This is a genomic window from Bradyrhizobium sp. RDM12 (assembly GCF_051917485.1).
Taxonomy (GTDB): Bacteria; Pseudomonadota; Alphaproteobacteria; order Rhizobiales; family Xanthobacteraceae; genus Bradyrhizobium.
The window spans coordinates 1,583,513-1,604,981 of sequence record NZ_CM133064.1 but is presented as its reverse complement, the minus strand read 5'-3'; the positions used below and the strand labels follow the sequence as shown (position 1 = coordinate 1,604,981).

18 protein-coding genes and 4 pseudogenes are annotated in these 21,469 nt (G+C 64.1%); 10 read left to right on the top strand and 12 right to left on the bottom strand.

All coding sequences use genetic code 11. From position 1 onward, the window contains the following. Window positions 1-56: 56 nt before the first annotated feature. Together ACTGJ9_RS07620 and ACTGJ9_RS07615 are read left to right on the top strand one after the other, a co-directional pair. Window positions 57-137: pseudogene (locus ACTGJ9_RS07620) on the top strand (AbrB/MazE/SpoVT family DNA-binding domain-containing protein); the annotation flags it as partial. 145 nt (window positions 138-282) lie between these two features. Beyond that, window positions 283-696, top strand: a complete 414-nt coding sequence (locus ACTGJ9_RS07615) for a PIN domain-containing protein (protein WP_456676565.1) — start codon at window positions 283-285, stop codon at window positions 694-696. Between the two features lie 34 nt (window positions 697-730). Here ACTGJ9_RS07615 and ACTGJ9_RS07610 read toward each other — a convergent pair whose 3' ends face one another. The 7 genes and pseudogenes from ACTGJ9_RS07610 to ACTGJ9_RS07580 all read right to left on the bottom strand — a co-directional run bounded on the left by ACTGJ9_RS07610 (window position 731) and on the right by ACTGJ9_RS07580 (window position 8,289). Further along, on the bottom strand, window positions 731-1,426 hold the full coding sequence (locus ACTGJ9_RS07610) for an ABC transporter ATP-binding protein (protein WP_456676564.1): 696 nt from the start codon (window positions 1,424-1,426) through the stop codon (window positions 731-733). Then, on the bottom strand, window positions 1,419-2,153 hold the full coding sequence (locus ACTGJ9_RS07605) for an ABC transporter ATP-binding protein (protein ID WP_456676563.1): 735 nt from the start codon (window positions 2,151-2,153) through the stop codon (window positions 1,419-1,421). Before ACTGJ9_RS07605 ends, ACTGJ9_RS07610 begins: the two co-directional genes overlap by 8 nt. After that, window positions 2,140-3,242: pseudogene (locus ACTGJ9_RS07600) on the bottom strand (branched-chain amino acid ABC transporter permease). Before ACTGJ9_RS07600 ends, ACTGJ9_RS07605 begins: the two are co-directional and overlap by 14 nt. A gap of 6 nt (window positions 3,243-3,248) precedes the next feature. Continuing rightward, on the bottom strand, window positions 3,249-4,463 hold the full coding sequence (locus ACTGJ9_RS07595) for a substrate-binding protein (protein ID WP_456676562.1): 1,215 nt from the start codon (window positions 4,461-4,463) through the stop codon (window positions 3,249-3,251). Between the two features lie 4 nt (window positions 4,464-4,467). Beyond that, complete coding sequence (locus ACTGJ9_RS07590; protein WP_456676561.1) at window positions 4,468-5,325, bottom strand: branched-chain amino acid ABC transporter permease; 858 nt, start codon at window positions 5,323-5,325, stop codon at window positions 4,468-4,470. A gap of 99 nt (window positions 5,326-5,424) precedes the next feature. Beyond that, window positions 5,425-6,939, bottom strand: coding sequence for an amidase (locus ACTGJ9_RS07585; RefSeq protein WP_456676560.1), 1,515 nt, complete (start codon window positions 6,937-6,939; stop codon window positions 5,425-5,427). Between the two features lie 165 nt (window positions 6,940-7,104). Then, window positions 7,105-8,289 (bottom strand): substrate-binding domain-containing protein, encoded by a 1,185-nt coding sequence (locus tag ACTGJ9_RS07580; RefSeq protein ID WP_456676559.1) that lies wholly within the window; start codon window positions 8,287-8,289, stop codon window positions 7,105-7,107. A gap of 188 nt (window positions 8,290-8,477) precedes the next feature. On the opposite strand from ACTGJ9_RS07580, the gene ACTGJ9_RS07575 reads away from it, so the two are divergent. Beyond that, window positions 8,478-8,903: a MarR family winged helix-turn-helix transcriptional regulator gene (locus ACTGJ9_RS07575; RefSeq protein WP_148751963.1), complete on the top strand. Its 426-nt coding sequence runs from the start codon at window positions 8,478-8,480 to the stop codon at window positions 8,901-8,903. Window positions 8,904-8,971: 68 nt separating this feature from the next. Here ACTGJ9_RS07575 and ACTGJ9_RS07570 read toward each other — a convergent pair whose 3' ends face one another. The 3 genes and pseudogenes from ACTGJ9_RS07570 to secA all read right to left on the bottom strand — a co-directional run bounded on the left by ACTGJ9_RS07570 (window position 8,972) and on the right by secA (window position 13,810). Further along, entirely contained in the window at window positions 8,972-9,577 is a 606-nt protein-coding gene (locus tag ACTGJ9_RS07570) for a group II intron maturase-specific domain-containing protein (RefSeq protein WP_456676558.1), read from the bottom strand. A 4-nt stretch (window positions 9,578-9,581) separates the two neighbouring features. After that, window positions 9,582-10,343 (bottom strand): annotated as a pseudogene (gene ltrA / locus ACTGJ9_RS07565) (group II intron reverse transcriptase/maturase); the annotation flags it as partial. Between the two features lie 626 nt (window positions 10,344-10,969). Continuing rightward, entirely contained in the window at window positions 10,970-13,810 is a 2,841-nt protein-coding gene (gene secA / locus ACTGJ9_RS07560) for a preprotein translocase subunit SecA (RefSeq protein WP_456676557.1), read from the bottom strand. 353 nt (window positions 13,811-14,163) lie between these two features. Between secA and ACTGJ9_RS07555 the strand changes: the two genes are divergently transcribed. The 3 genes from ACTGJ9_RS07555 to ACTGJ9_RS07545 all read left to right on the top strand — a co-directional run bounded on the left by ACTGJ9_RS07555 (window position 14,164) and on the right by ACTGJ9_RS07545 (window position 16,901). Next, window positions 14,164-15,123 carry a peptidylprolyl isomerase gene (locus ACTGJ9_RS07555; RefSeq protein ID WP_456676556.1) on the top strand — a complete coding sequence of 320 codons (960 nt, stop codon included), beginning with the start codon at window positions 14,164-14,166 and terminating at the stop codon, window positions 15,121-15,123. A gap of 116 nt (window positions 15,124-15,239) precedes the next feature. Beyond that, the gene (gene argJ, locus ACTGJ9_RS07550) at window positions 15,240-16,481 is read left to right on the top strand and encodes a bifunctional glutamate N-acetyltransferase/amino-acid acetyltransferase ArgJ (RefSeq protein ID WP_456676555.1); all 1,242 of its coding nucleotides are present in this window, start codon (window positions 15,240-15,242) and stop codon (window positions 16,479-16,481) included. A gap of 9 nt (window positions 16,482-16,490) precedes the next feature. Further along, a complete protein-coding gene (locus ACTGJ9_RS07545; RefSeq protein WP_456676554.1) occupies window positions 16,491-16,901 on the top strand; it encodes a (deoxy)nucleoside triphosphate pyrophosphohydrolase in 411 nt (136 codons plus the stop codon). Between the two features lie 133 nt (window positions 16,902-17,034). Here the strand turns inward: ACTGJ9_RS07545 and ACTGJ9_RS07540 are convergent, their stop codons facing one another. Further along, the gene (locus ACTGJ9_RS07540) at window positions 17,035-17,904 is read right to left on the bottom strand and encodes a methyltransferase domain-containing protein (RefSeq protein WP_456676553.1); all 870 of its coding nucleotides are present in this window, start codon (window positions 17,902-17,904) and stop codon (window positions 17,035-17,037) included. Window positions 17,905-17,947: 43 nt separating this feature from the next. On the opposite strand from ACTGJ9_RS07540, the gene ACTGJ9_RS07535 reads away from it, so the two are divergent. From ACTGJ9_RS07535 to ACTGJ9_RS07520, 4 genes are read left to right on the top strand one after another with little or no spacing between them, the layout of a single operon-like run. Then, on the top strand, window positions 17,948-18,745 hold the full coding sequence (locus ACTGJ9_RS07535) for a ComF family protein (protein WP_456676552.1): 798 nt from the start codon (window positions 17,948-17,950) through the stop codon (window positions 18,743-18,745). A gap of 47 nt (window positions 18,746-18,792) precedes the next feature. Beyond that, window positions 18,793-19,068, top strand: coding sequence for a glutaredoxin 3 (gene grxC / locus ACTGJ9_RS07530; RefSeq protein ID WP_456678467.1), 276 nt, complete (start codon window positions 18,793-18,795; stop codon window positions 19,066-19,068). Next, window positions 19,065-19,943, top strand: a complete 879-nt coding sequence (locus ACTGJ9_RS07525) for a carbon-nitrogen hydrolase family protein (RefSeq protein ID WP_456676551.1) — start codon at window positions 19,065-19,067, stop codon at window positions 19,941-19,943. The genes grxC and ACTGJ9_RS07525 overlap by 4 nt, the downstream gene beginning before the upstream one ends. Continuing rightward, entirely contained in the window at window positions 19,940-20,422 is a 483-nt protein-coding gene (locus tag ACTGJ9_RS07520) for a DUF1178 family protein (protein WP_456676550.1), read from the top strand. Before ACTGJ9_RS07525 ends, ACTGJ9_RS07520 begins: the two co-directional genes overlap by 4 nt. Window positions 20,423-20,435: 13 nt before the next feature. On the opposite strand, the pseudogene ACTGJ9_RS07515 reads toward ACTGJ9_RS07520, so the two are convergent. After that, window positions 20,436-21,334, bottom strand: a pseudogene (locus ACTGJ9_RS07515) (EamA family transporter). Between the last annotated feature and the right edge of the window lie 135 nt (window positions 21,335-21,469).

Sequence of the window (21,469 nt, the reverse complement as noted above, 5' to 3'; positions counted from 1 at the left end):
TTCGGACGATATCCATCCTATGATATACAGCAAGATTGTATATCATAGGGCACGTCATGCTGGTCTCCAAATGGGGTAACAGCCTCGCGGTCCGCCTGCCCAAGACCCTCGTCGAAGCCTTGAATCTCTCACCCGGTGACGAGCTCACCGTCGTGGAGGCCTCGAAAGGCCAGATTTCGGTCGAGAAGATCGACAGGCGGGCGGAATTTCTCAAGCAGGCGGAGCAGTTCCGGATTCCCTGCCTGAAGGCTACAAATTCGACCGCGACGAGGCGAACGAGCGGTGAGCGCGTTCTTCGACAGCAACATCCTCGTCTATGCTTTCTCGACCGATATCCGCCGCGAGCGCGCGCTGACCACGATTGCCGGCGGCGGCGTCATCAGTGCGCAGGTGCTGAACGAGTTCACCAATGTTCTGCGCAAGAAGCAAAGGCAGGGTTGGCCAGTCATCGAGGCTGCGGTGCAATCGATCCGGTTTCGTTTCCCGGATGTCGCACCGCTCACCGCTGACACGCACGCTACGGCTCTTGGGCTTGCGCGCGACCACGCGCTTGCCTTCTACGACGCTCTGATCGTCGCGGCGGCAATCGAGACCGGTTGCGAGACGCTCTATAGCGAAGACATGCAGCATGGCCACAGCATCGGCGGGCTCACCATCGTCAATCCGTTTCTCGACGACACTTCACCGTTACCCTGAGGCGGCCGGTTCTTCAGCGGCCCTCAAAGGGCTCCTACGGCGCGAGATACCGCATCAGCTCCGGATTGCCCCTCACCTCGCCGGCCGCGCCTTGCAGCGCGACTCTTCCGCGGTCGAGCACGTAGGCGTAGTCGGCAACGCGCAGCGCGAGGTCGAGGTGCTGCTCGACGATAATGACGGCGATATTCCTGGCGAGCTCGATCAGGCGCTCGGTAATCTCCTCGATCACGCCGATCCAGACGCCCTCGGTCGGCTCGTCCAGCAGCAGCAGTTTTGGATCGCCGAGCATGGCGCGGCCGATGGCGAGCATCTTGCGCTCGCCGCCGGAAAGCGTGCCGGCGGGCTGGTCGAGGCGCTGACCGAGTTTCGGGAAGATGGCCAGCACGCGGTCGACCGCGACGGCATCCTTGTTGAAGAGCGAGCCGACGGCGAGATTGTCGCGCACCGAGAGACGCGCGAACACCGAATGCTCCTGCGGCACGTAGCCGATGCCGGCGCGGACGCGCTCCTCAGGCCGGCGGCGGCTGATGTCGCGGCCGTCAAAGCCGACCTCGCCCTTCCACGCCGGCAATTCGCCGATGATGGTCTTCATCAGCGTGGTCTTGCCCGCGCCATTGCGGCCTAGCACGGCGACGCCGCCACGCCAGGGAATGCCGAGGTTGACGTCGAACAGGACCTGGCTGCGGCCGTAGCCGGCGTCGAGATGCTTGATGTCCAAAAATTCAGGCACGGCGCAGATAAATCTCCTGAACGGATTTGTTGGCCTGGATCTCGGACACGGTGCCCGATGCCAGCACCTTGCCCTGGTCGAGCACGGTGAGCCGATCGCAGATGTCGCGGATGAAATCGAGGTCGTGCTCGACGATGACGAGCGAGCAATGCTGCTTGATCGGCTGCAGCAATTCGCCGGTGACGCGACGCTCCTCCAGGCTCATGCCGCCGGTCGGCTCGTCCAGCAGCAGAAGCTTCGGCTTGCCGGCGAGCGCCATCGCGATCTCCAGCCATTGCTGCTGGCCGTGGGAGAGCGCGGCCGCCGCATCGAAAGCGCGGTCGGCGAGACGGAATTGCGTCAGCATGCTCATGACCTGATCATGCAGCGCATTCCTGGTGCGCGAGAACAGGAGGTCGAGCAGCGTAGAGTGCGCCTGCAGCGCGAGCAGGATGTTGTCGTAGAGCGTCAGCGACGGCAGCACGCTTGTGATCTGGAATTTCAGGCTCATCCCGGCGCGCGCCCGCTCGGTCGGCGTGAACGCAGTGATGTCGGTATTGACGAAGCTCACCTTGCCTTGCGTCGGCACCTCGGCCCCTGCGATGCACTTCATCAGCGTGCTCTTGCCCGAGCCATTCGGACCGATCAGGCCGTGAAACTCGTTCTCGCCGACGGTCAGCGCGGCACCGTCGAGGGCGGTGAGCTTGCCGAATATCTTTGAGATGCCGGCAGCTTCAAGGAGCGGCATTGCGCTTCTCCTTGATTTCCTTGATCTTGGCACCGAAGCTGCCGACCCGCTCGCGTTCGCCGAGCACAAAACTGATCAGGCCGAGCGGCCGGAACAGGATCACGAGCAGCAGCAACAATCCCAGAATGATCGGCCAGATGTCACGATAATTGTCCGACAGCCAGAAGCTGACGCCCTCGACAATGACGGTGCCGATGACAGCGCCGATCAGCGTGCCCGAGCCACCGAACAGCACGTAGAGCACCACCTGGGTCGAGACCACGACGCCGACCATATTGGGCCAGACAAAACCCTCGTGGAACGCATAAAGGCTGCCGGCGAGCCCCGCGATGGCGCCGCCGATCGCGAAGACGATCGCCTTCAGGTGCTGCGCCTTGTAGCCGAAGAAGGCGATGCGCTGCTCGTTCTCGCGCAGGCCGGCGAGCGCGAGACCGAACTGCGAGCGCACCAGGAAGCGGCAGAGCAGGTAGACGACGACGAGGATGCCGAGCACGAGGTAATAGAACGCCGGCCCTTCCGAGAACTCGTAGCCACCGAGCGTCATGGATGAAATCGAGGGAATGCCGTTCTGGCCGCCGAGATAGTACCAGCCACGCGCCAGGCGATCGGCGGCGTAGGAGCCGGTCAAGGTGCCGAGCGAGACGAAGATCACACTGGACGGATGCCGGCCCAGCAGCAGGAAACCGCCGAGCAGGAGTGCGAAGGTGAGGCCGATGATCGTGCCCGCGGGCAACACCAGGAAGATGTTGGTGATGTCCAGATCGCGCGCGAGCAGCGCGACGCCATAGCCGGCTGAACCGAAGAACAGGGCCTGGCCGAAGCTCATGATGCCGGCATAGCCCCAGACCAGATCGAACGACAGCGCGAACAGTGCGAGGATGATCACGCGTGTTGCGAACACCGTGAGGTAATCCTGCAGGACAAACGGCGCGACGAGCGCGGCGACAAGCACCACGCCCTCCACGATCGGCAGCATCTTTCGCCCCCGGCGGCCTGCACCGCCGTTTCGCGTTCAGCCATTGCCACGTCCGTCTCCCCGCCGATCTCGGCGGGGATCGCCTGTTTCACTGCGCCCATCGACTTCGGCATCCGACCTTAGCATTCCTTGGGATCGACGAGACCGTCGCTACGTCCGACGATCTCGTAGTTCCCGGCCTTGGCGACCGCGGTGTACATCTTCATCTTGCAGTGGCGCTTGCCCGGCACCATCTCGGCCGGTCCGCCCGGACCTTCCGCGATCTTGGCGTGATCGAGCGCGGCGGCAACCGAGTCGCGGTCGACCTTGCCGGCCTCCTTGACGGCGGCCTCCCACAGTTTGAGGCCGCGATAGGTGCCGGTCGCGGCGCTTCCGGCGGCGAACAGGAAGTTGCCCGGAAAATCCTTCTCGTAGGCCGCCTGGATCTTTGCGTCGAACGGGTTCTCCTTGGTCAGCACCTTGAAGTAGTCGAGGCAGCTCGCGAGGCCCTCGATCTCGGCGGCCTGATTGATGTTGAGCGTGTTCTCGTCATAGTAGACGCAGGCGAGACGACCGCCGTTCTTGAGGAAGCCGGCTTCATAGAGCTGCTTGAAGAACGGGCCGACGCCCGGCGGGATGACCGTGTTGAAGACGACGTCGACCTTGTTGGAGATGATGCGGTTGACGGTCGCGGAGAAGTCGACCTGGTCGAGCGGATAATATTCCTCGAACACGACTTCGCCGCCATTGGCTTCGATCACCTTGCGGGCATAGACGTTGAGCGTGTGCGGCCAGACATAGTTGGCGCTCGGCAGCGCGAACTTCTTGCCGCCGTTCTTGATCAGCCAGGGGATGAATTCGTCGCACTGCTGCGCCGGGGTCGGCCCGGTGCAGAACAGATAAGGCGTGCACTCCTTGCCTTCATAGAGCTGCGGATAGATGTAGAGCGTCTTGCCGCGCGCCACGATCGGATCCTTGATCGCGTTGCGCATCGACGAGGTGATGCCGCCGAGCACCATGTCGACCTTGTCGCGCTGGATCAGCTTGCGCACGTTGCCGACGGCGACCGATTCATTCGACGCGGTGTCCTCGATATAGAGCTCGAGCGGACGGCCGAGCAGGCCGCCCGAGGCGTTGATCTCTTTGATCACCATTTTCGCGACATTGGCGTCGGCATTGCCGGCGTAGGCGATCGGCCCGGTGAGGTCGGTCGCGATGCCGACCTTGATCGGGGCTTCGGCCGCATTGGCCCAGGGCGCCGGGATCACCCAGCTTCCGACCCCGGTCGCGACCGCGCCGGAGGCGAAAGCGAAATTGGACAGAAAGCGGCGGCGTGAGAGCTGACGATCGAACATATGACTAAACCCCTCTTCCAGCGATGAGGCCCTGCGGCCGGAATTTGATGAAGGCAATGGCGAGAACGAAGACGAGGACGTCGGCGACCACGGGCGCCATGACCCAGGGCAGTGCGGCACTGAGCGTGCCGATTACGCCGGCGCCGGCGACGGGGCCGATGAACGACCCGATGCCCCCGACCATGACGGCGACAAAGCCCTGGATCAGGAATCGGATGCCGAGATCGGCGTAGAGGCTGAACACCGGCACGATCAGCGCGCCGGCAAGGCCGGCGAGCGCGGAGCCGAAGGCAAACGTGGCGCCGTACATCAGAGGCGTCGAAATGCCGGATGCGCGCGCCAGCGACGGATTCTCCAGCGTCGCGCGCATGCGCAAACCAAAGCTCGTGCGCGACAACAGAAGATAGCAGCCGACCATCACCAGCAGCGTGATGACGATGATGGTGAAGCGCCACGCCGAGATATGCATGGTGCCGATGTCGATCGAGCCGCCGATCGGCTCGGGCACCGTGAGATAGAAGCCGCCGATCAGGCCGCGCACGGATTCGCGGATAATGAGTCCGAGCGCGTAGGTGCCGAGCATGGCCACGATCGGCGCTGCATAGAAGCGGCGGATGATCAGCGCCTCCAGCACGAAGCCGAGCGCACCGACCAGAAAGGGCGCTGCAACCATGCCGGTCCAGATCGGCAGGCCCTTGGCGTAGGCGAGATAGGTGATGTAGGCCCCGAGCAGGACGAACTCGCCCTGCGCGAAGTTGAAGATGCCCATCATGCTGGCGATGATCCCGAGCCCAAGCACGATCAAGACGATGATCGCGCCGAAGCTCAGGATCTCGAAAGCCGCGACGAACGCGTTAGCCATGCGATAGAATCTTGTTTTGACGCGTTTTCTTGACGCGAACCGGTACCCACTTCGTTTGAAAACGCTCCGGTCTTCCGTTCGTCTGCATCAATGCCTCTCTCACATCTTCTTCCAGTCGCCGATCTGCTCGAAGGCGTGCGCGGCGCGGTAGATGGTGGATTCCTCGAACATGCGGCCGACCAGCATCAGGCCCACCGGCAGCCCGTCGACCATGCCGCAGGGCAGCGACATCGCGGGATGATGGGTGATGTCGAACGGCGCGGTGTTGGTGATCATCTCCAGTGCACGGGCGACATAATCCTCGCGGCTGGCGGTGGGCTCCGGCAGCTTGGTCGCTTTCATCGGCGTCGTCGGCAGCAGCAAGAGGTCGTATTCGTCGAACGCCTTGTCGTAGGCAGCGGTCAGGCGGCGGGAGATATTCAGAGCCTTGCCGTAGTAGCGTGGGCCAAAAGTGTTGTTGATGTAGGTGCCCAGCAGCAGAAACAGCTTTGTCGTCTCGGACAGCGAGTCCGCCTGCCGGCGCCAGCCCCGATGGAAGTCCATCAGCGAAGTCGAATAGAGATCGGACCGGCTCAAGCCGTAGCCGTCGCCATACATCATGGTCTGGGTCATGCCCTCGGTACCGATCGGTGTCCAGATGGCGGGACCGGCAAGATGCATCGGGATCGAGACGGTTTCGACGGTGGCGCCGAGATCCTTGAAGCGCTTAGCTGCCTCGCGCACGCTTTCATTGACGGCGGCCTCGGCATTCGCCTGCTCAAAGCCCTCCTTCAAGATGCCGATCTTCATGCCCCTGACGCCCTGGCCGAGCGCCTTGGTGTAGTCCTCGACCTTGGGCGACTTGATGCGGGGATCGTAGCCGTCATCGCCCGCGAGCACTTCGAGCAGCAGCGCGTTGTCGGCGACGGTCGCCGTCATCGGGCCGGTGTGATCGACGAAGATCTCGATCGGCATGATGCCGGTGTAGGGAACCAGGCCCCAGGTCGGCTTCATGCCGTAGGTGCCGCAGAACGAGGACGGCATGCGGATCGAGCCGCCCTGGTCGCCGCCGATCGCCATGTCGACCTCGCCGAGAGCGACGACGACGCCGCTGCCGGAGGACGAACCGCCGGCGGAATAGCCCATCTTATGAGGATTGTGAACGGCCCCCACCGCGTTGGTATGGCTGCCGCCCGACATGCAGAAGGATTCGCAATGCACCTTGCCAGCGATCTCGGCGCCGGCATCGAGCATGCGCGTGACGATGGTGGCGTCGAAATCGGGGACATAGCCCTCCAGCGTCGTCGAGCCGTTCATCATGGGCACGCCGGCCAGCATGATGTTGTCTTTCAGCGCGACGGTCTTGCCCTTGAGCTTGCCGCTGGCAGCGCCCTTTACCGTCGACTTGCGATACCAGGCGTTTCGCGGGTTCTCTTCCGCCGACGGCTGGTAGCCTGGCGTGCGCGGATATTTCACCTCCGGCACCTCGTCCGGCATGGCGCCGACGAGGTTGTAGGCATCGATCGAGCCCTGCATCAGGCCGCGGAACGAGGTCACGTCGTCGTCGGTCAATGCGAGGCCGCACTGCTCGGCGACGCTGCGGAGTTGGGCTGGCGTGGGAAGGACAACTGGCACGGCGCGCTCCTTGAGGCTTCTTGATCCCTGGCTTTGTACGGACATCCGCTTGGCTCGCGCCTGCACGGCGGGGCCAATCGGTGTCCACGTTGATACTAGAGGCGGAAATATTTTCCTTTTCAAGTATTATTTTGCAGATCAGCTTGTGCCGCCGTACGCGGGTTCTCAGAGCGTCTTGACGAGCTTGAAGTCGAGTCCGTCGGCTTCGGCGAGATACATCGGCATCTCGGCGCGGCCATCGCGAAGGGTCACGGGGCCGCGGCCCGCCGAGTACACCGTGTTACGCGCCGCCCTGAGCAGCGGATGCATTGCGAGCGAGCCGGCACGGTTGGCGACGGCCTCCAGGAAGCGCAACCCCTCGTAATTCGACTGGCCAACGGACCCGACCGGCGGCGCGTTGGAGCCGAACATGCCGTGGTAACCGCTGAGGAACTCGTCATTGGCGCGCGAGACCATGCAATTGAAATAGCCGGAGGCGCAGAACAAATTCTCAGTATTGTCGGCGCCGATACCGAGCAGCACGGTCTCGTCCATCGCGCCCGCGAGCCGCAGCGTCGAGGTGGCAAGGCCCGCTTCGGCGAAGGCGCGGTTGAAGGTGATGCTGTCGGTGCCGATCAGCGAGATCAGCACGACGTCCGGCTTGGCGGCGCGGATGCGCGCCAGATGCGGCTCGTGATTGTCCTCGCCGACGGGAACAAACTCTTCGCCTACGACCTGGCCGCCGGCTTCCTTGATGTAGCGCTTCACCGCGCGATGCGACTGCCACGGCCAGACGTAGTCGCTGCCGATCAAATACCATCGCGCCGCTTTCCTGGCCTCTGCGAGCCAGTGGATCGACGGACGACTCTGCCAGCGCGGCGTCTCGCCGATCGCCATCACGCCGGGTGTGCGCTCGCCGCCCTCATAGACCGGCGTGTAGATATAGGGGATGCGGTTGCCGGTGACCTTGCGCAACGCAACGCGAACGGCGCTGATATGCGAGCCCATGATCAGATCGACCTCATCGAAGGCGATGGCCTGCTCGGCACGCTGCACCACCTCGTCGATCGGGCCGCCGGAATCGTAGATCGACAGTTCCAGTTCGCGGCCGAGAATACCGCCGCGCTTGTTGATCTCGGCAACCGCGAGCATCGCGCTGTTGGTGGAGGTCGGGCCCCAGATCCCGGGCGAGCCGGTGAAGGTGAGGAAGTTGCCGATGCGCAGCTTGTTGCGCGCGCCGCGGCGCTTCTGGAAATGCGCGTCAATCGGCGACAGGTGAAAGTCGGTCGCCGCGGGCGACAGATTCCTGAACAGCAACGACGGCGGCAACGCCGGATCGCCGTGAGCCGGGAAGTTTACCGTCGCGCGCACGCCAACTCCTGTCTGGTACCAGACCTGAAAGCACATTGAGCAGGCGGCCGCGGCATCCGCCCTTTTGTTGTGCAATCATCCTATTTTGAAAATATTGAATATTCAAGAATTGAAGTGCATATAGAAGCAGCATCGATTGCAAGACATTCACTCATTTGGGTCAAGACGAAGTCTTAGCCGTGGCAAAAATGAACGCTCCAATCACCGAACACCTCGCCTACCTGCTTGCGCAAGCCAACCGGGAGATCAACCGGCAGCTCGAACTGCGGTTGAGCAAGGAAGGGGTTCCCGTCGAGCAGTGGCGCATCCTGAAAGTGCTGTCGGACGGCGACGGCCATTCGATGGGCGAGCTTGCCGACGCGGTGCTGCTCAACCATCCGACGCTGACCAAGATGATCGACCGCATGGTCTCCGACACGCTGGTCTACCGCGTGCAGGACCCGAACGACCGCCGCAAGGTGCTGATGTTCATCTCCGACCGGGGCAAGGTGCTGTGCAAAAAACTCAACTCGCTCGCGGTCGACCAGGAAGAGCATATCCTGGAGAGCTACGGCGACAAGCCGACCAGCGAGCTCAAGCGGCTGCTGGAGAGCTTGATCGACAGCTCGAATTGAGTCGCAGCTTCGCGGCTTCTCGCCGCGACGACAATTCCGCGCCACACGCACACCTGTCATCGCCCGATTTAATCGGGCGATCCAGTATCCCAGAGACGAATGTGATTGAGCCGAAACGCCGCAGGGATCGGGATAGGGGAGTCTCGCGACCTCCCCCCACACCACCGTACGTACGGGTCTCGTATACGGCGGTTCGATGGATTATGCAGGCCGCTGTGCCGCGATGGAAGCCAGACCGAGCGAACCGAAGAGAGCTTTGGCACGGCAATGTTGAGCGCGGGGCTGTTGCTGAGCCGCCAAGGGCCACGTGGGCTGCCGGCGGTCTTTGCCGCCAGAACCCGGCCGACGCCGCGGCGTCGCAGCTCGGCGAAGCGAGCCGGTCCACGCTTCCACTGCTTCCAGGCGATGGCGCGCAACCGCCGCCTGATCCATTCGTCAAGTGCGCGCATCACCGACGGCGTCTGGCAGAAGCCAAAGTAGCCACGCCATCCGATCAGATAGCGTGACAGCTCCTTGACAGTCTGCGCAAGGCTTTGGCCACACGTGCGTCGCGTCAGCTCCCGAACTCGCCTTGAAGCGGGCGATCGCCTGCGGCGCAATGCGCCGTCGTGGCAGCGGCTCGCGGGTAAAGCTGAAGCCCAGGAACTTGCGGATGCTCGGCTTGGCCACCGCACTCTTGGCCCTGTTGACCTTCAGCTTGAGGCGCTTTTCGAGGAAACGTTCGATGCCCGCCAGCACCCGCTCACCCGCCTTCTGACTGCGCACATAGATGTTGCAGTCGTCGGCGTAGCGCACGAAGCGATGGCCGCGCTTCTCCAGCTCCTTGTCCAGCACATCCAGCATCAGGTTCGACAACAGCGGCGAGAGCGGTCCACCTTGCGGCGTGCCCTCTTCCGTCGGACTGACCAATCCTCCCTCCAGCACACCCGCATTCAAGAAGCTGCGGATGAGCTTCAGGAGACGCTTGTCAGCAACCCGTTTGGCAATGAGCCCCATCAGGATGTCGTGGTTGACCCGGTCGAAGAACTTCTCCAGGTCGATGTCCACGACGACAGTGTGCCCGGACGCAATATACGCCTGCGCTCGTTCCACCGCCTGATGCGCCGAGCGGCCCGGCCGAAAGCCGAAGCTCGTCTCGGAGAATGTTCCGTCCCAATCCGCCTGCAGCACCTGCATCACCGCCTGCTGAATGAAGCGGTCGAGCACCGTCGGAATGCCGAGCGGCCGCAGGCCACCCGACGCCTTCGGTATCTCCGCCCGCCGCACCGGCTGCGGTTTGTAGGTGCCGTCAAGCAACTGGACGCGGATCGTGAGCCAGTGCTCCTTCAGATAGGCCGGCAGTTCGCCGACGGTCATCCCGTCAACGCCTGCCGCACCCTTATTGCGCTTCACTCGCGCCAACGCTGCCTTCAGGTTCTCACGCCCGACAACGTCTTCCATCGACGGTCCCGCGACCGCCGGGCGTTCGAGACAGGCTTCCGCCGTGCAGGCTTCAGGCTCTCGGGCGGCAGCGCTTCGGGCTTCACCCTCCGCCCCGGTGCCCAAGTTCAGCTCGACCTGATTCTTCTGCCGCATGGCTCGCACGAGATCGCCGCTCTACTGGCCTCTTCCACCGTTCAGGCCTTCGGCGGCGCGCCGCCGCCTACTATGCCCTCTGCTGACTTCTGCACTGCGGTCAGGCCGCCTTGCGGCGACCTCAGTCCCGTTGCCGGGACACCGTGCAGACCTCCCGAGGTAAGATCGACCGCCTTCGCCGCACGCCCGCCGGATCTACCACCCCGGCCCTTGATGACTATGGACTTCGCGATCAGTAGCTCGCTCGTCCGGTCGGGTAGGCCTCGTTATCCGGTGTTTGTTCATCGGGCCGCGGCTTTGCTCCACGCTGTCTTCAGACCCCACCTCGCGATGACGCCCTTGCGCTTTGCTAATCCTTCGCCGTCATCAGGCTGGATAGAGGACTTCCACCTCCAAGCTGTCGTTCATACTCGGCACACTACTGGATCGCCCGGTCAAGCCGGGCGACGACAGAAGAGTGAGGCGCCGACGTCGCGCCTCACATCCATTCGCTAAGCGTACCGCCCGTGGCAGTGCTTGTACTTCTTGCCCGAGCCGCAGGGGCAGTCCTCGTTGCGGCCGATCTTGCCCCACGAAGCCGGGTTCTTCGGATCGCGCAGCGCTGCATCCGTGGCCTGCGGGGCGAGCGTGACGCTGGCGAGCGCCATTTCGTCCTCGCCGGTATCCGGATTGAGCTTGTGCGCTTCCATCTGCGGCAGGATCGGCGCCTCCTGCTCCGGCGGGACGATCTCGACCCGCATCAGCTGCGCCGTGACGGCCTCGCGCAGATGCGCGCTCATCTCCTGGAAGAGATTGAAGGCCTCGGTCTTGTACTCCTGCAACGGATCGCGCTGGCCGTAGCCGCGCAAGCCAATGACCTGGCGCAGATGGTCGAGCATGACCAGGTGCTCGCGCCAGAGATGGTCGAGCGTCTGCAGCAGGATGGTCTTCTCGACGTAACGCATCACGTCGGGACCCCATTGCCCGACCTTGGCCGCCATGTGCTCGTCGGCGCGGGTCTCGATGCGCTTGAGCAACTCCTCGTCGGCGATGCCCTCTTCCTTGGCCCAGTCCTGGACCGGCAGGTCGAGATCGAGAACGCGCTTCAGCTCTTCGTTCAGGCCGGCGACGTCCCACTGCTCGGCATAGGCATGCTCCGGCACGTGCTTGGCAACGAGGTCGTCGATGAAGGCGTGGCGCATGTCGGTGACGGTCTCGGCAACGCTGTCGTCCTTCATCAACTCGACGCGCTGATCGAAGATCACCTTGCGCTGATCGTTCTGGACGTTGTCGAACTTGAGCAGGTTCTTGCGGATGTCGAAGTTGCGGGCCTCGACCTTCTGCTGCGCCTTCTCCAGCGCCTTGTTGATCCAGGGATGGATGATCGCCTCGCCCTCTTGCAGGCCGAGACGCTGGAGCATGCTGTCGAGACGATCCGAGCCGAAGATTCGCATCAGATCGTCTTCCAGCGACAGGAAGAACTTCGAGCGGCCGGGGTCGCCCTGACGACCGGAACGGCCGCGCAGCTGGTTGTCGATGCGACGGGATTCATGCCGCTCCGAACCGATGATGTAGAGGCCGCCCGGCTTCTTGACGGTCTTGGCGGGCTTGCTGCCCTTCGCCGGCTCGATCTCGACGGTCTCCTCGGCCTTCAGCACGATGTCGCGGAAGTGCTCGATGTCGGCCTTGATCTGCTCGATCTTCCTGGCCTTCTCGGCCTCGTCCTCGATGCCGGCGGTCTCCTGCTGGATGCGCATTTCGAGCGAGCCGCCGAGCTTGATGTCGGTGCCGCGGCCGGCCATGTTGGTCGCGATGGTGATCGCGCCGGGAACGCCGGCTTCGGCGACGATGTAGGCTTCCTGCTCGTGGAAGCGCGCGTTCAGCACCGCGAACAGCTTTGCGGGCTTGTTGGCGCGCGCCGCGGCGTAGAGCTTCTGCATCGAGTTCTCGTTGCCGAAGTCGATCTGCCGGTAGCCGTGCTTCTTGAGGTACTCGGCAATCACCTCCGACTTTTCGATCGAGGCCGTGCCGACCAGAACCGGCTGCAGCCGCGCATTGGCGCGCTCGATCTCGGCCAGGATCGCTGCGTATTTCTCGTTCTGGGTGCGATAGACCTCGTCGTCCTCGTCCAGACGGGCGACCGGCAGGTTGGTCGGGATCTCCACGACCTCGAGCTTGTAGATGTCGAACAGTTCGTCGGCTTCCGTCAGCGCCGTGCCGGTCATGCCGGCGAGCTTTTCGTACATCCGGAAATAGTTCTGGAAGGTGATCGAGGCGAGCGTCTGGTTCTCCGGCTGGACCTGAACGTGCTCCTTGGCTTCCAGCGCCTGGTGCAGACCTTCGGAATAGCGGCGGCCCTGCATCATGCGGCCGGTGAATTCGTCGATGATCACGACCTCGTCGTCGCGGACGATGTAGTCCTTGTCGCGTGTGAACAGCGTGTGGGCGCGCAGCGCCTGGTTGATGTGGTGCACGACCGAGACGTTCTCGACGTCGTAGAGCGACTCGCCCTTGAGCTGGCCGGCATCGCGCAGCAACCCTTCGATCTTCTCCATGCCGGCTTCGGTGAGCGTCACCGTGCGCTGCTTCTCGTCGACCTCGTAGTCGCTCTTGTCGAGCTTGGGCAGGAACGAGTCGATGGTGTTGTAGAAATCGGAACGGTCGTCGAGCGGGCCGGAGATGATCAGCGGCGTGCGCGCCTCGTCGATCAGGATGGAGTCGACTTCGTCGACGATCGCATAGAAATGCGGCCGCTGGACCATGTCCTCGAGCCGGTACTTCATGTTGTCGCGGAGATAGTCGAAGCCGTATTCGTTGTTGGTGCCGTAGGTGATGTCGCAGGCATAGGCCGCCTTGCGCTCGGCGTCGTCGAGGCCATGGACGATCACGCCGGTGGTCAGGCCGAGGAAACCGTAAATCTCGCCCATCCAGGCGGAGTCGCGGCGGGCGAGGTAATCGTTGACGGTGACGACGTGGACGCCCTTGCCGGCGAGCGCGTTGAGGTAGACCGCGAGCGTTGCCACCAGCGTCTTGCCTTCGCCGGTCTTCATCTCGGCGATGTCGCCCTCGTGCAGCACCATGCCGCCGATCAGCTGGACGTCGAAATGGCGCTGGCCGAGCGTGCGCTTGGCAGCCTCGCGCACGGTGGCGAAGGCGGGCACCAGCAAATCGTCCAGCGTCTTGCCCTCGGCGAGCTGCTTCTTGAACTCGGCGGTGCGGGCCTTGAGCGCCTCGTCGGAGAGTTTCGAGACCTCGGGCTCCAGCGCGTTGATCGCGTTGACGCGGGACTGATATCCCTTCACCCGCCGGTCGTTGGCGGAGCCGAAAAACTTGCGGGCGAGCGCGCCGATCATGCCTAGTTCCTGTGTTCGCGATTTAACCGCGTTGCAGCCAAGAAGTTGTCACCCGACTGCCTATCAACTCACCGTGACGCCTGTCGGCGTCAGAGCCCGGACTGCCGGGGTCATCCGCCATATGGGTGGGAATTGGGCTAGCCTGGGTTCAACGGCCAAAAACGCAGCAAAATAAACGCCATCGCCATGGTCGCGACCGCGCAGAGATATGGCCCGGTCGGGGCCTTGTCAACGGCGGGCGCATTGCGGCTAATTCATCATTTTGACAGACTTTTCGCGTTGCCAAGCCCCCCTGAATTGGGCGAGTGTCCGCCCCGCTTAAGCAGCCCCCTGCTTCAACATAAGGATTTTGCATGACCACCTCGTTCCCGGTAACCACCGGCCAGCGTTTCCGCCACGCGTCCGCCCTGGCTGGCTGCTTTGCCCTGGCGCTGGCCCTGGCGTTCGCTGGCCCGCTCCGGGCCGCCGACGATCCGGTCCTGGCGAAGGTCAATGGCGCTGACATCAAGAAGAGCGACGTCGCCATGGCCGAGGAGGAACTCGGACCGAGCCTCGCCCAGATGGATCCCGCGACCAAGGACGAGAACGTCCTGTCGTTCCTGATCGACATGAAGATCGTGTCCAAGGCCGCCGAGGACAAAAAGGTCGCCGACGGCGAGGAATTCAAGAAGCGGATGGCGTTCGCCCGCAACCGCCTGCTGATGGACAGCCTGCTGGCCCAGGAAGGCAAGGCCGCGACCACCGACGATGCCATGAAGAAGGTCTATGAGGAGGCCTCCAAGCAGATCACCGGCGAGCAGGAAGTTCGCGCCCGCCACATCCTGGTCGAGACCGAGGACGAGGCGAAGGCGGTGAAGGCCGAGCTCGACAAGGGCGCCGATTTCGCCGAGCTCGCCAAGAAGAAGTCCAAGGATCCGGGCTCCGCCGACGGCGGCGACCTCGGCTTCTTCACCAAGGAGCAGATGGTGCCCGAATTCTCGGCCGTCGCGTTCGCGCTCGAGCCGGGCAAGATCTCCGATCCCGTGAAGTCGCAGTTCGGCTGGCACATCATCAAGGTCGAGGAAAAGCGCAACCGCAAGGCGCCGGAGTTCGACCAGGTCAGGCCCCAGATCGAGCAGTACGTCACCCGCAAGGCGCAGGCGGACTACGTTGCCAAGCTCCGCGCCGAAGCCAAGGTCGAGCGGACGGACCAGCCGGCGGCCGACGCCAAGCCGGCTGATGCGGCCAAGTCTTCCGATGCGAAGTCTTCCGATGCCAAGCCTTCCGATGCGAAGCCATCCGACAGCAAGATGGCTCCGCCGGCGAAGAAGTAAGAATTCGCTGTCACTTCGCTGACGCCAAGAGTATCTAACAAGAGTATCTACGCTTTTGTGATGCCCGGCCTCGTGCCGGGCATCTGCATATCCAGACCTCACCAAGGCGCCCTGCGATGTCCTCCTCCGTCTCTCCGCTCGCTCCCAAAAACGTTCCCGACATGCCCGCGATCGCGGGTGTCCGTCTCGCGACGGCCGAGGCCGGCATCCGCTACAAGAACCGCACCGACGTGTTGCTGGCGATCTTGGACAAGGGCACCGCGGTCGCCGGCGTCTTCACCAGGTCGAAGTGCCCGTCCGCGCCGGTCGAATGGTGCCGTGCAAAACTGAAGGGCGGCAAGGCTCGCGCGCTGGTCGTCAATTCCGGCAATGCCAACGCCTTCACCGGCAAGACCGGCCGCGGCTCCACGGCGCTGGCCGCGAAGATCGCGGCCAAGGCCGTCGGCTGCAGCGAGAGCGAGATCTTCCTGGCCTCGACCGGCGTGATCGGCGAGCCGCTGGACGCGACCAAGTTCGACGGCGTGCTGGGACGCCTCGCCGAGACAGCTGAAGCCGGCGATTACCTTGCCGCCGCCAAGGCGATCATGACCACCGACACCTTCCCCAAGGTCGCGACCGCGACCGTGAAGCTCGGCAAGGCCAAGGTCACCATCAACGGGATGGCCAAGGGCGCCGGCATGATCGCCCCGGATATGGCGACGATGCTGTCCTTCGTATTCACCGACGCGCCGATCGCGCCCGCCGCGCTGCAGGCGCTGCTCAAGGCCGGCGTCGAGGACACTTTCAATGCCGTGACGATCGACGGCGACACCTCCACCTCGGATACGCTGCTGGCGTTTGCGACGGGCGCTGCCGCCGAACACGGCGCGCCAAAGATCAGCCGCGCCAGCGATCCGCGCCTGAAGGCCTTCACCAAGGCCTTCAACCAGATCCTCGCCAATCTTTCCGAGCAGGTCGCGCGCGACGGCGAAGGCGCGCGCAAGCTGGTCGAGATCACTGTCGAGGGCGCCAAGACCAAGGCTTCGGCACGCAAGATCGCGATGTCGATCGCCAATTCGCCGCTGGTAAAGACCGCAATCGCCGGCGAGGACGCCAATTGGGGCCGCGTGGTCATGGCCGTCGGCAAGGCCGGCGAGCCCGCCGACCGCGACAAGCTCTCGATCTCCTTCAACGGCATCCGCGTCGCCAAGAGCGGCGCGCGCGATCCGTCCTATGACGAAGCGCAGGTGTCGGAGGCGATGAAGGCCCCGGAGATCGCGATCAAGGTGTCGCTCGGCCTCGGCAAGGGCCGCGACCGCGTGCTGACCTGTGACCTCACCAAGGAATATGTCGCGATCAACGGCGATTACAGGTCATAGCTGAAGCTGATGGCTGATCTCAAACTGACACTGGTGGTGGCGTGCGCGCTGGTCGACGCCGACAAGCGCGTCCTGATCGCGCAGCGCCCCGAGGGCAAGACGCTCGCGGGGCTCTGGGAATTTCCCGGCGGCAAGCTGGAGCCCGGCGAGCGGCCGGAGCAGAGCCTGATCCGCGAGCTCCAGGAGGAACTCGGCATCATCGTCGCCGAGCCGTGCCTGGCGCCGCTGACCTTCGCGAGCTACGGCTACGAAACCTTTCATCTGTTGATGCCGCTCTATATCTGCCGGCGCTGGGAGGGGATCGTCGAAGCCCGCGAAGGCCAGAAACTCGCCTGGGTCCGCGCCAACAAGCTGCGCGACTACCCGATGCCGCCCGCGGACATTCCACTGATCCCGCATTTGATTGATTTGCTGATGTGAGGCTTGCCTGCCCCGGACGCAGCGCAGCGCGTCTTCAGCGGTGCGCTGCAGAGCCGGGGCCCATGCTAGCGGCAGGCTGGGTCCCGGCTCTGCGTAGCAGCGCAAGAGCGCTGCAGCGCGTCCGGGACACGCGTCACTTCTCTCCCGCCTTCTTCACCGCCTCCGCAAGGCTCGCTTTCGCCGATCCCGGCTTCAGCGGCTGCTGCTGGCTCCCATGCGGGGCCCAGCCGGAGAGCCAGATGATATCGAAGGTCGCACGGATGCGACCGTCGGTGTCGGCAAAGCGCTCGGCATAGATTTCGGCCATGCGCAGCAGCGTCGCGCGACGGCTCGGCAGGCGACGCCGCTCGATCAGCACATTGGCCGCGCCCATGCGGCGGAGATCCTGCATCAGCGCGAACGCGCTGGAATAGCGCACCACGACGCGGTCGACGTCGGTCACAGGCAGCGCAAAGCCCGCCCGCTGCAACAGCGCGCCGATGTCGCGCAGATCGGCGAAAGGTGCCACCCGCGGCGACACGCCGCCCTCGCGTTCAGCTTCAGCCGCAGCAAACGCCTGGCGCAACTCTGTCAGGCTGTCGCCGCCAATCATCGCGGCGAGCAGTAGCCCGTCGGGTTTCAGCGCACGACGAATTTGCGCGAGCACGCCGGGAAGATCGTTGACGAATTGCAGCGCCAGCGCGGAGACGACGAGATCGAGGCTTCCGGGAGCGAAGGGCAGCTTCTCCGAGCCCGCCAGATCGAGCGCGATCCGTTCGATGGACGGCAGCCGGGCGTGCAGCGCCGCGAGCCCCTCACCGGGCGTCCAGAGATCAGCCGGCGCGCGAAATTCGCGCATCACCGCAGCCAGCCGGTCGGACATATCCTCGGCGACGCGATCGAGCAGAAATGTCACCTCGCCCTGCACCTGTGCACGCTGCTGCCGCGCATGCAGCAAAGCACGATCGAACAAGGCGGGCGGGGTTTGCGGGTTCTGAGCCATGCCGCTGGTTACGCTGATCATGCAGACTATGGCAATCCGGTGTGTGCGGCGCTAGCCTTCCGATATGAAAGCCGAGGGCGCCCACATACGTTCCATCTCCATGCCGTTGCGTGCCGCATGGACCGCCGGCCGGCACGTGCTGACGCGCGCGGCGCGGCTCGCGCTCGACGTCGCGCTGCCGACGCTGTGCGTGTCCTGCCGCGAGCCGGTGGATGGCGAGGGGGTCTGCGCGGCGTGCTGGTCGCGGCTCTCGTTCATCGAACGGCCTTACTGCCCGCGCCTCGGCATTCCCTTTGTCTATGACCCCGGTCCCGACATGCTGTCGATGGAGGCGATCGCGAGCCCGCCGGCCTACCAGCGGGCACGCGCGGCGGTGCGCTATGACGATGTCGCGCGCACCCTGGTGCATGCGCTGAAGTATCAGGACCGCACGGATCTCGCGCCCGCGATGGGGCGCTGGATGGCGCGCGCGGGCGGCGAACTGCTTGACGGCGCCGACATGCTGGTGCCGGTGCCCCTGCATTGGCGCCGGGCCTGGCGCCGCCGCTATAACCAGTCCGGCGCGCTGGCGCATATCATCGCGCGACAGAGCGGGGTCGAAGTGCGGGGCGAGGTGCTGCGCCGGGTGCGCGCCACCGAGCAGCAGATCGGCCTGTCCAGGGCTCAGCGTGCCACCAATGTGCAGGGCGCATTCCAGGTATCGCCGGACCGTCAGGCCGAGGTCCAGGGCCGGCGCATCGTCCTGGTCGACGATGTCCTGACTTCAGGTGCGACGCTGGATGCCTGCGCACGCGCGCTTCTTCGCGCCAAGGCGGCCCAGGTCGACGTGCTGGTCTTTGCCCGGGTTGTCGAAAGCCGGTAAAGTCCCATATAATTCAACAAATTCATGACATGAGAGCGCTGGACGCCATGACCGCTGCTGTCGAGATCTACACCAGGCCGGGCTGCGGCTATTGTTCCGCAGCCCGGTCGCTTTTGACCCGCAAGAAGGCGAGCTTCACGGAGTTCGACGTCGCCAAGAACCCGTCCTGGCGCGACGAAATGTACGACCGCGCCGGCGAGGGCTCGACCTTCCCGCAGATCTGGATCGGCGGAACCCATATCGGCGGCTGCGACGATCTCTACGCACTCGACCGCGAAGGCAAGCTTGACGGCATGCTCGAGAGCGTCAAGGCCGTATCATGAGCGAGGATCGCACCTTCACCGCGGCGATGATCCAGATGCGCACCGGCCTGATGCCCGAGCCGAGCCTCGCGCAGGCCACCAGGCTGATCCGGCAGGCTGCGGCGGACGGCGCCGACTATGTGCAGACGCCCGAGGTCAGCAACATGATGCAGCTGAACCGCAAGGCGCTGTTCGAGCATCTCCAGAGCGAAGAGGACGACGCCTCGCTGAAGGCGTATCGCGCGCTCGCGGCCGAGCTGAAGATCCACATCCATGTCGGTTCGCTGGCGCTGCGCTTCTCGTCGGAGAAGGCGGTCAACCGCTCCTTCCTGATCGGGCCCGAGGGCAACTTGCTCGCGAGCTACGACAAGATCCACATGTTCGATATCGAGCTGCCGGACGGCGAGAGCTATCGCGAATCCGCCAATTACCAGCCGGGCGAGACCGCCGTGATCTCCGACCTGCCCTGGGGCCGCGTCGGGCTGACGATCTGCTACGATGTGCGCTTCCCCGCGCTCTACCGCGCGCTCGCTGAAAGCGGTGCCTGCTTCATCACCGTTCCCTCCGCCTTCACCCGCAAGACCGGCGAGGCGCACTGGCATATCCTGCTGCGGTCGCGCGCGATCGAGACGGGCTGCTTCATCTTCGCAGCAGCCCAGGCAGGCACCCACGAGAACAAGCGCGAAACCTATGGTCATTCGCTGATCATCGATCCCTGGGGCGAGATTCTCGCCGAGGGCGACGTCGAGCCGGGCATCATCATGGCCAGGATCGATCCGGCGAAGGTCGAAACCGCGCGCCGCGCGATCCCCTCGCTCCAACACGGCCGCCGCTTCGGCGTCTCCGATCCCAAGGCCGGGCCGGATCATCTGCATCTGGTGCGGGGATCGGTATGATCCGCTACGCGCTCCATTGTGACCGCAAGCACGAGTTCGAGAGCTGGTTCCAGAGCTCGTCGGCTTATGATTCGCAGGTGAAGCGCAAGCTCGTGACCTGCCCGATCTGCGGCTCGGCCAAGGTCGACAAGGCGATCATGGCGCCGCGCATCGTCGGCAAGAAGGGCCGCCGCTCCGCGACACCGCCGCCGGAGCCCACCACGACGCCAACGCCCGAGGCTGCGCAGTCTGGATCCACCTCGCTGATGATGGCGCAGGAGCGCGAGCTGCGTGCCAAGCTGAAAGAGCTGCGCGACCACATCGTCAAAAACGCCGACAATGTCGGCGAACGTTTTGCAAACGAAGCCCGCGCGATGCACTACGGCGACAAGGAGCACCGTCCGATCTACGGCGAGGCCTCGCCGGACGAGGCAAAATCGCTGATCGACGAGGGAATCGACGTATCGCCGCTGCCGACGCTGCCGGAAGACCGGAATTGACGCGCGATGCGTGTCAAAATCCCACCAGCAGCGCCACGCCCACCACGATCAGCACGATGCCAAAGATCTCGCGCGTCGCGATCGGCTGCTTGAACGAGTAATACGCCACGGCTTGCGCGAACAGCACCTCGATCAGCGCAAGCGTGCGAACGTTGGCGGCGGCCGTCAGCGCGAACGCCAGGAACCAGAATTGCGAAGCGAAGGCCCCCATGAAGCCCGCGAGCAGCGACGGCCGCCACAGCCCCAGGATCGACTGAAGCACCTTTGGCGCGCGCCAGAGCAGATAGATCGTCAGGATCAGCGTCTGCACGAACAGGCCGAGCACCAGCGTGAACGAGGCCGCGGTCACGAACGAGACGCCGGGAACGTTGATGATCGCGCCGCGGAAGCCGACAGCGGAGAGTGCGAAGGCCGCGGCCGCAACCAGGCCGGTGATCGTCGGCTTCAGCTCGGCAAAACTCTTCTCGCCGCCCGACCGCAGCGCGGTGATGACGACGCCGACGGTCGCGATCACGATCGCCAGCACCTTCAGCCATGTCAGGTGATCGCCGAGGAAGACGAAGCCGAAGATCGCAGTCTGGATCGCCTCGGTCTTCAGGTAGGCCGTCGTCACCACGAAGGAGCGGTCGTTCATCGCAAGCAGCATCAGCCCGGTGGCGACGATCTGGCTCAGTGCCCCCAGCAGCAGCCACGGCCAGAACACGGTCGGCGGCATGCCGAGATGATCGCCGGTCGCGACCAGCACACAACCTAAAAACAATAGCGAGAACGGGAAGCCGAACAGGAAGCGGATATTGGTCGCGCCCCAGGTCCCCAGCGGCTTCGTCAAGGATCGCTGCATCGCGTTGCGCGCGACCTGGCCGAGCGCAGCAATGACGGTGAAGGAATCCAGAGGCTGGTGACGGTGAACATGGGGCGGCGATGATGGGGTGAGGAAGATTGTGGCCAACCTGCCGTTAGCTGTCCAACAGGTCAACCGCACGAAAATCATGGGAGCGATGTCCGCGCCACGAACGGCCGTCGCCGGGACGACACCTAATGTTTGGA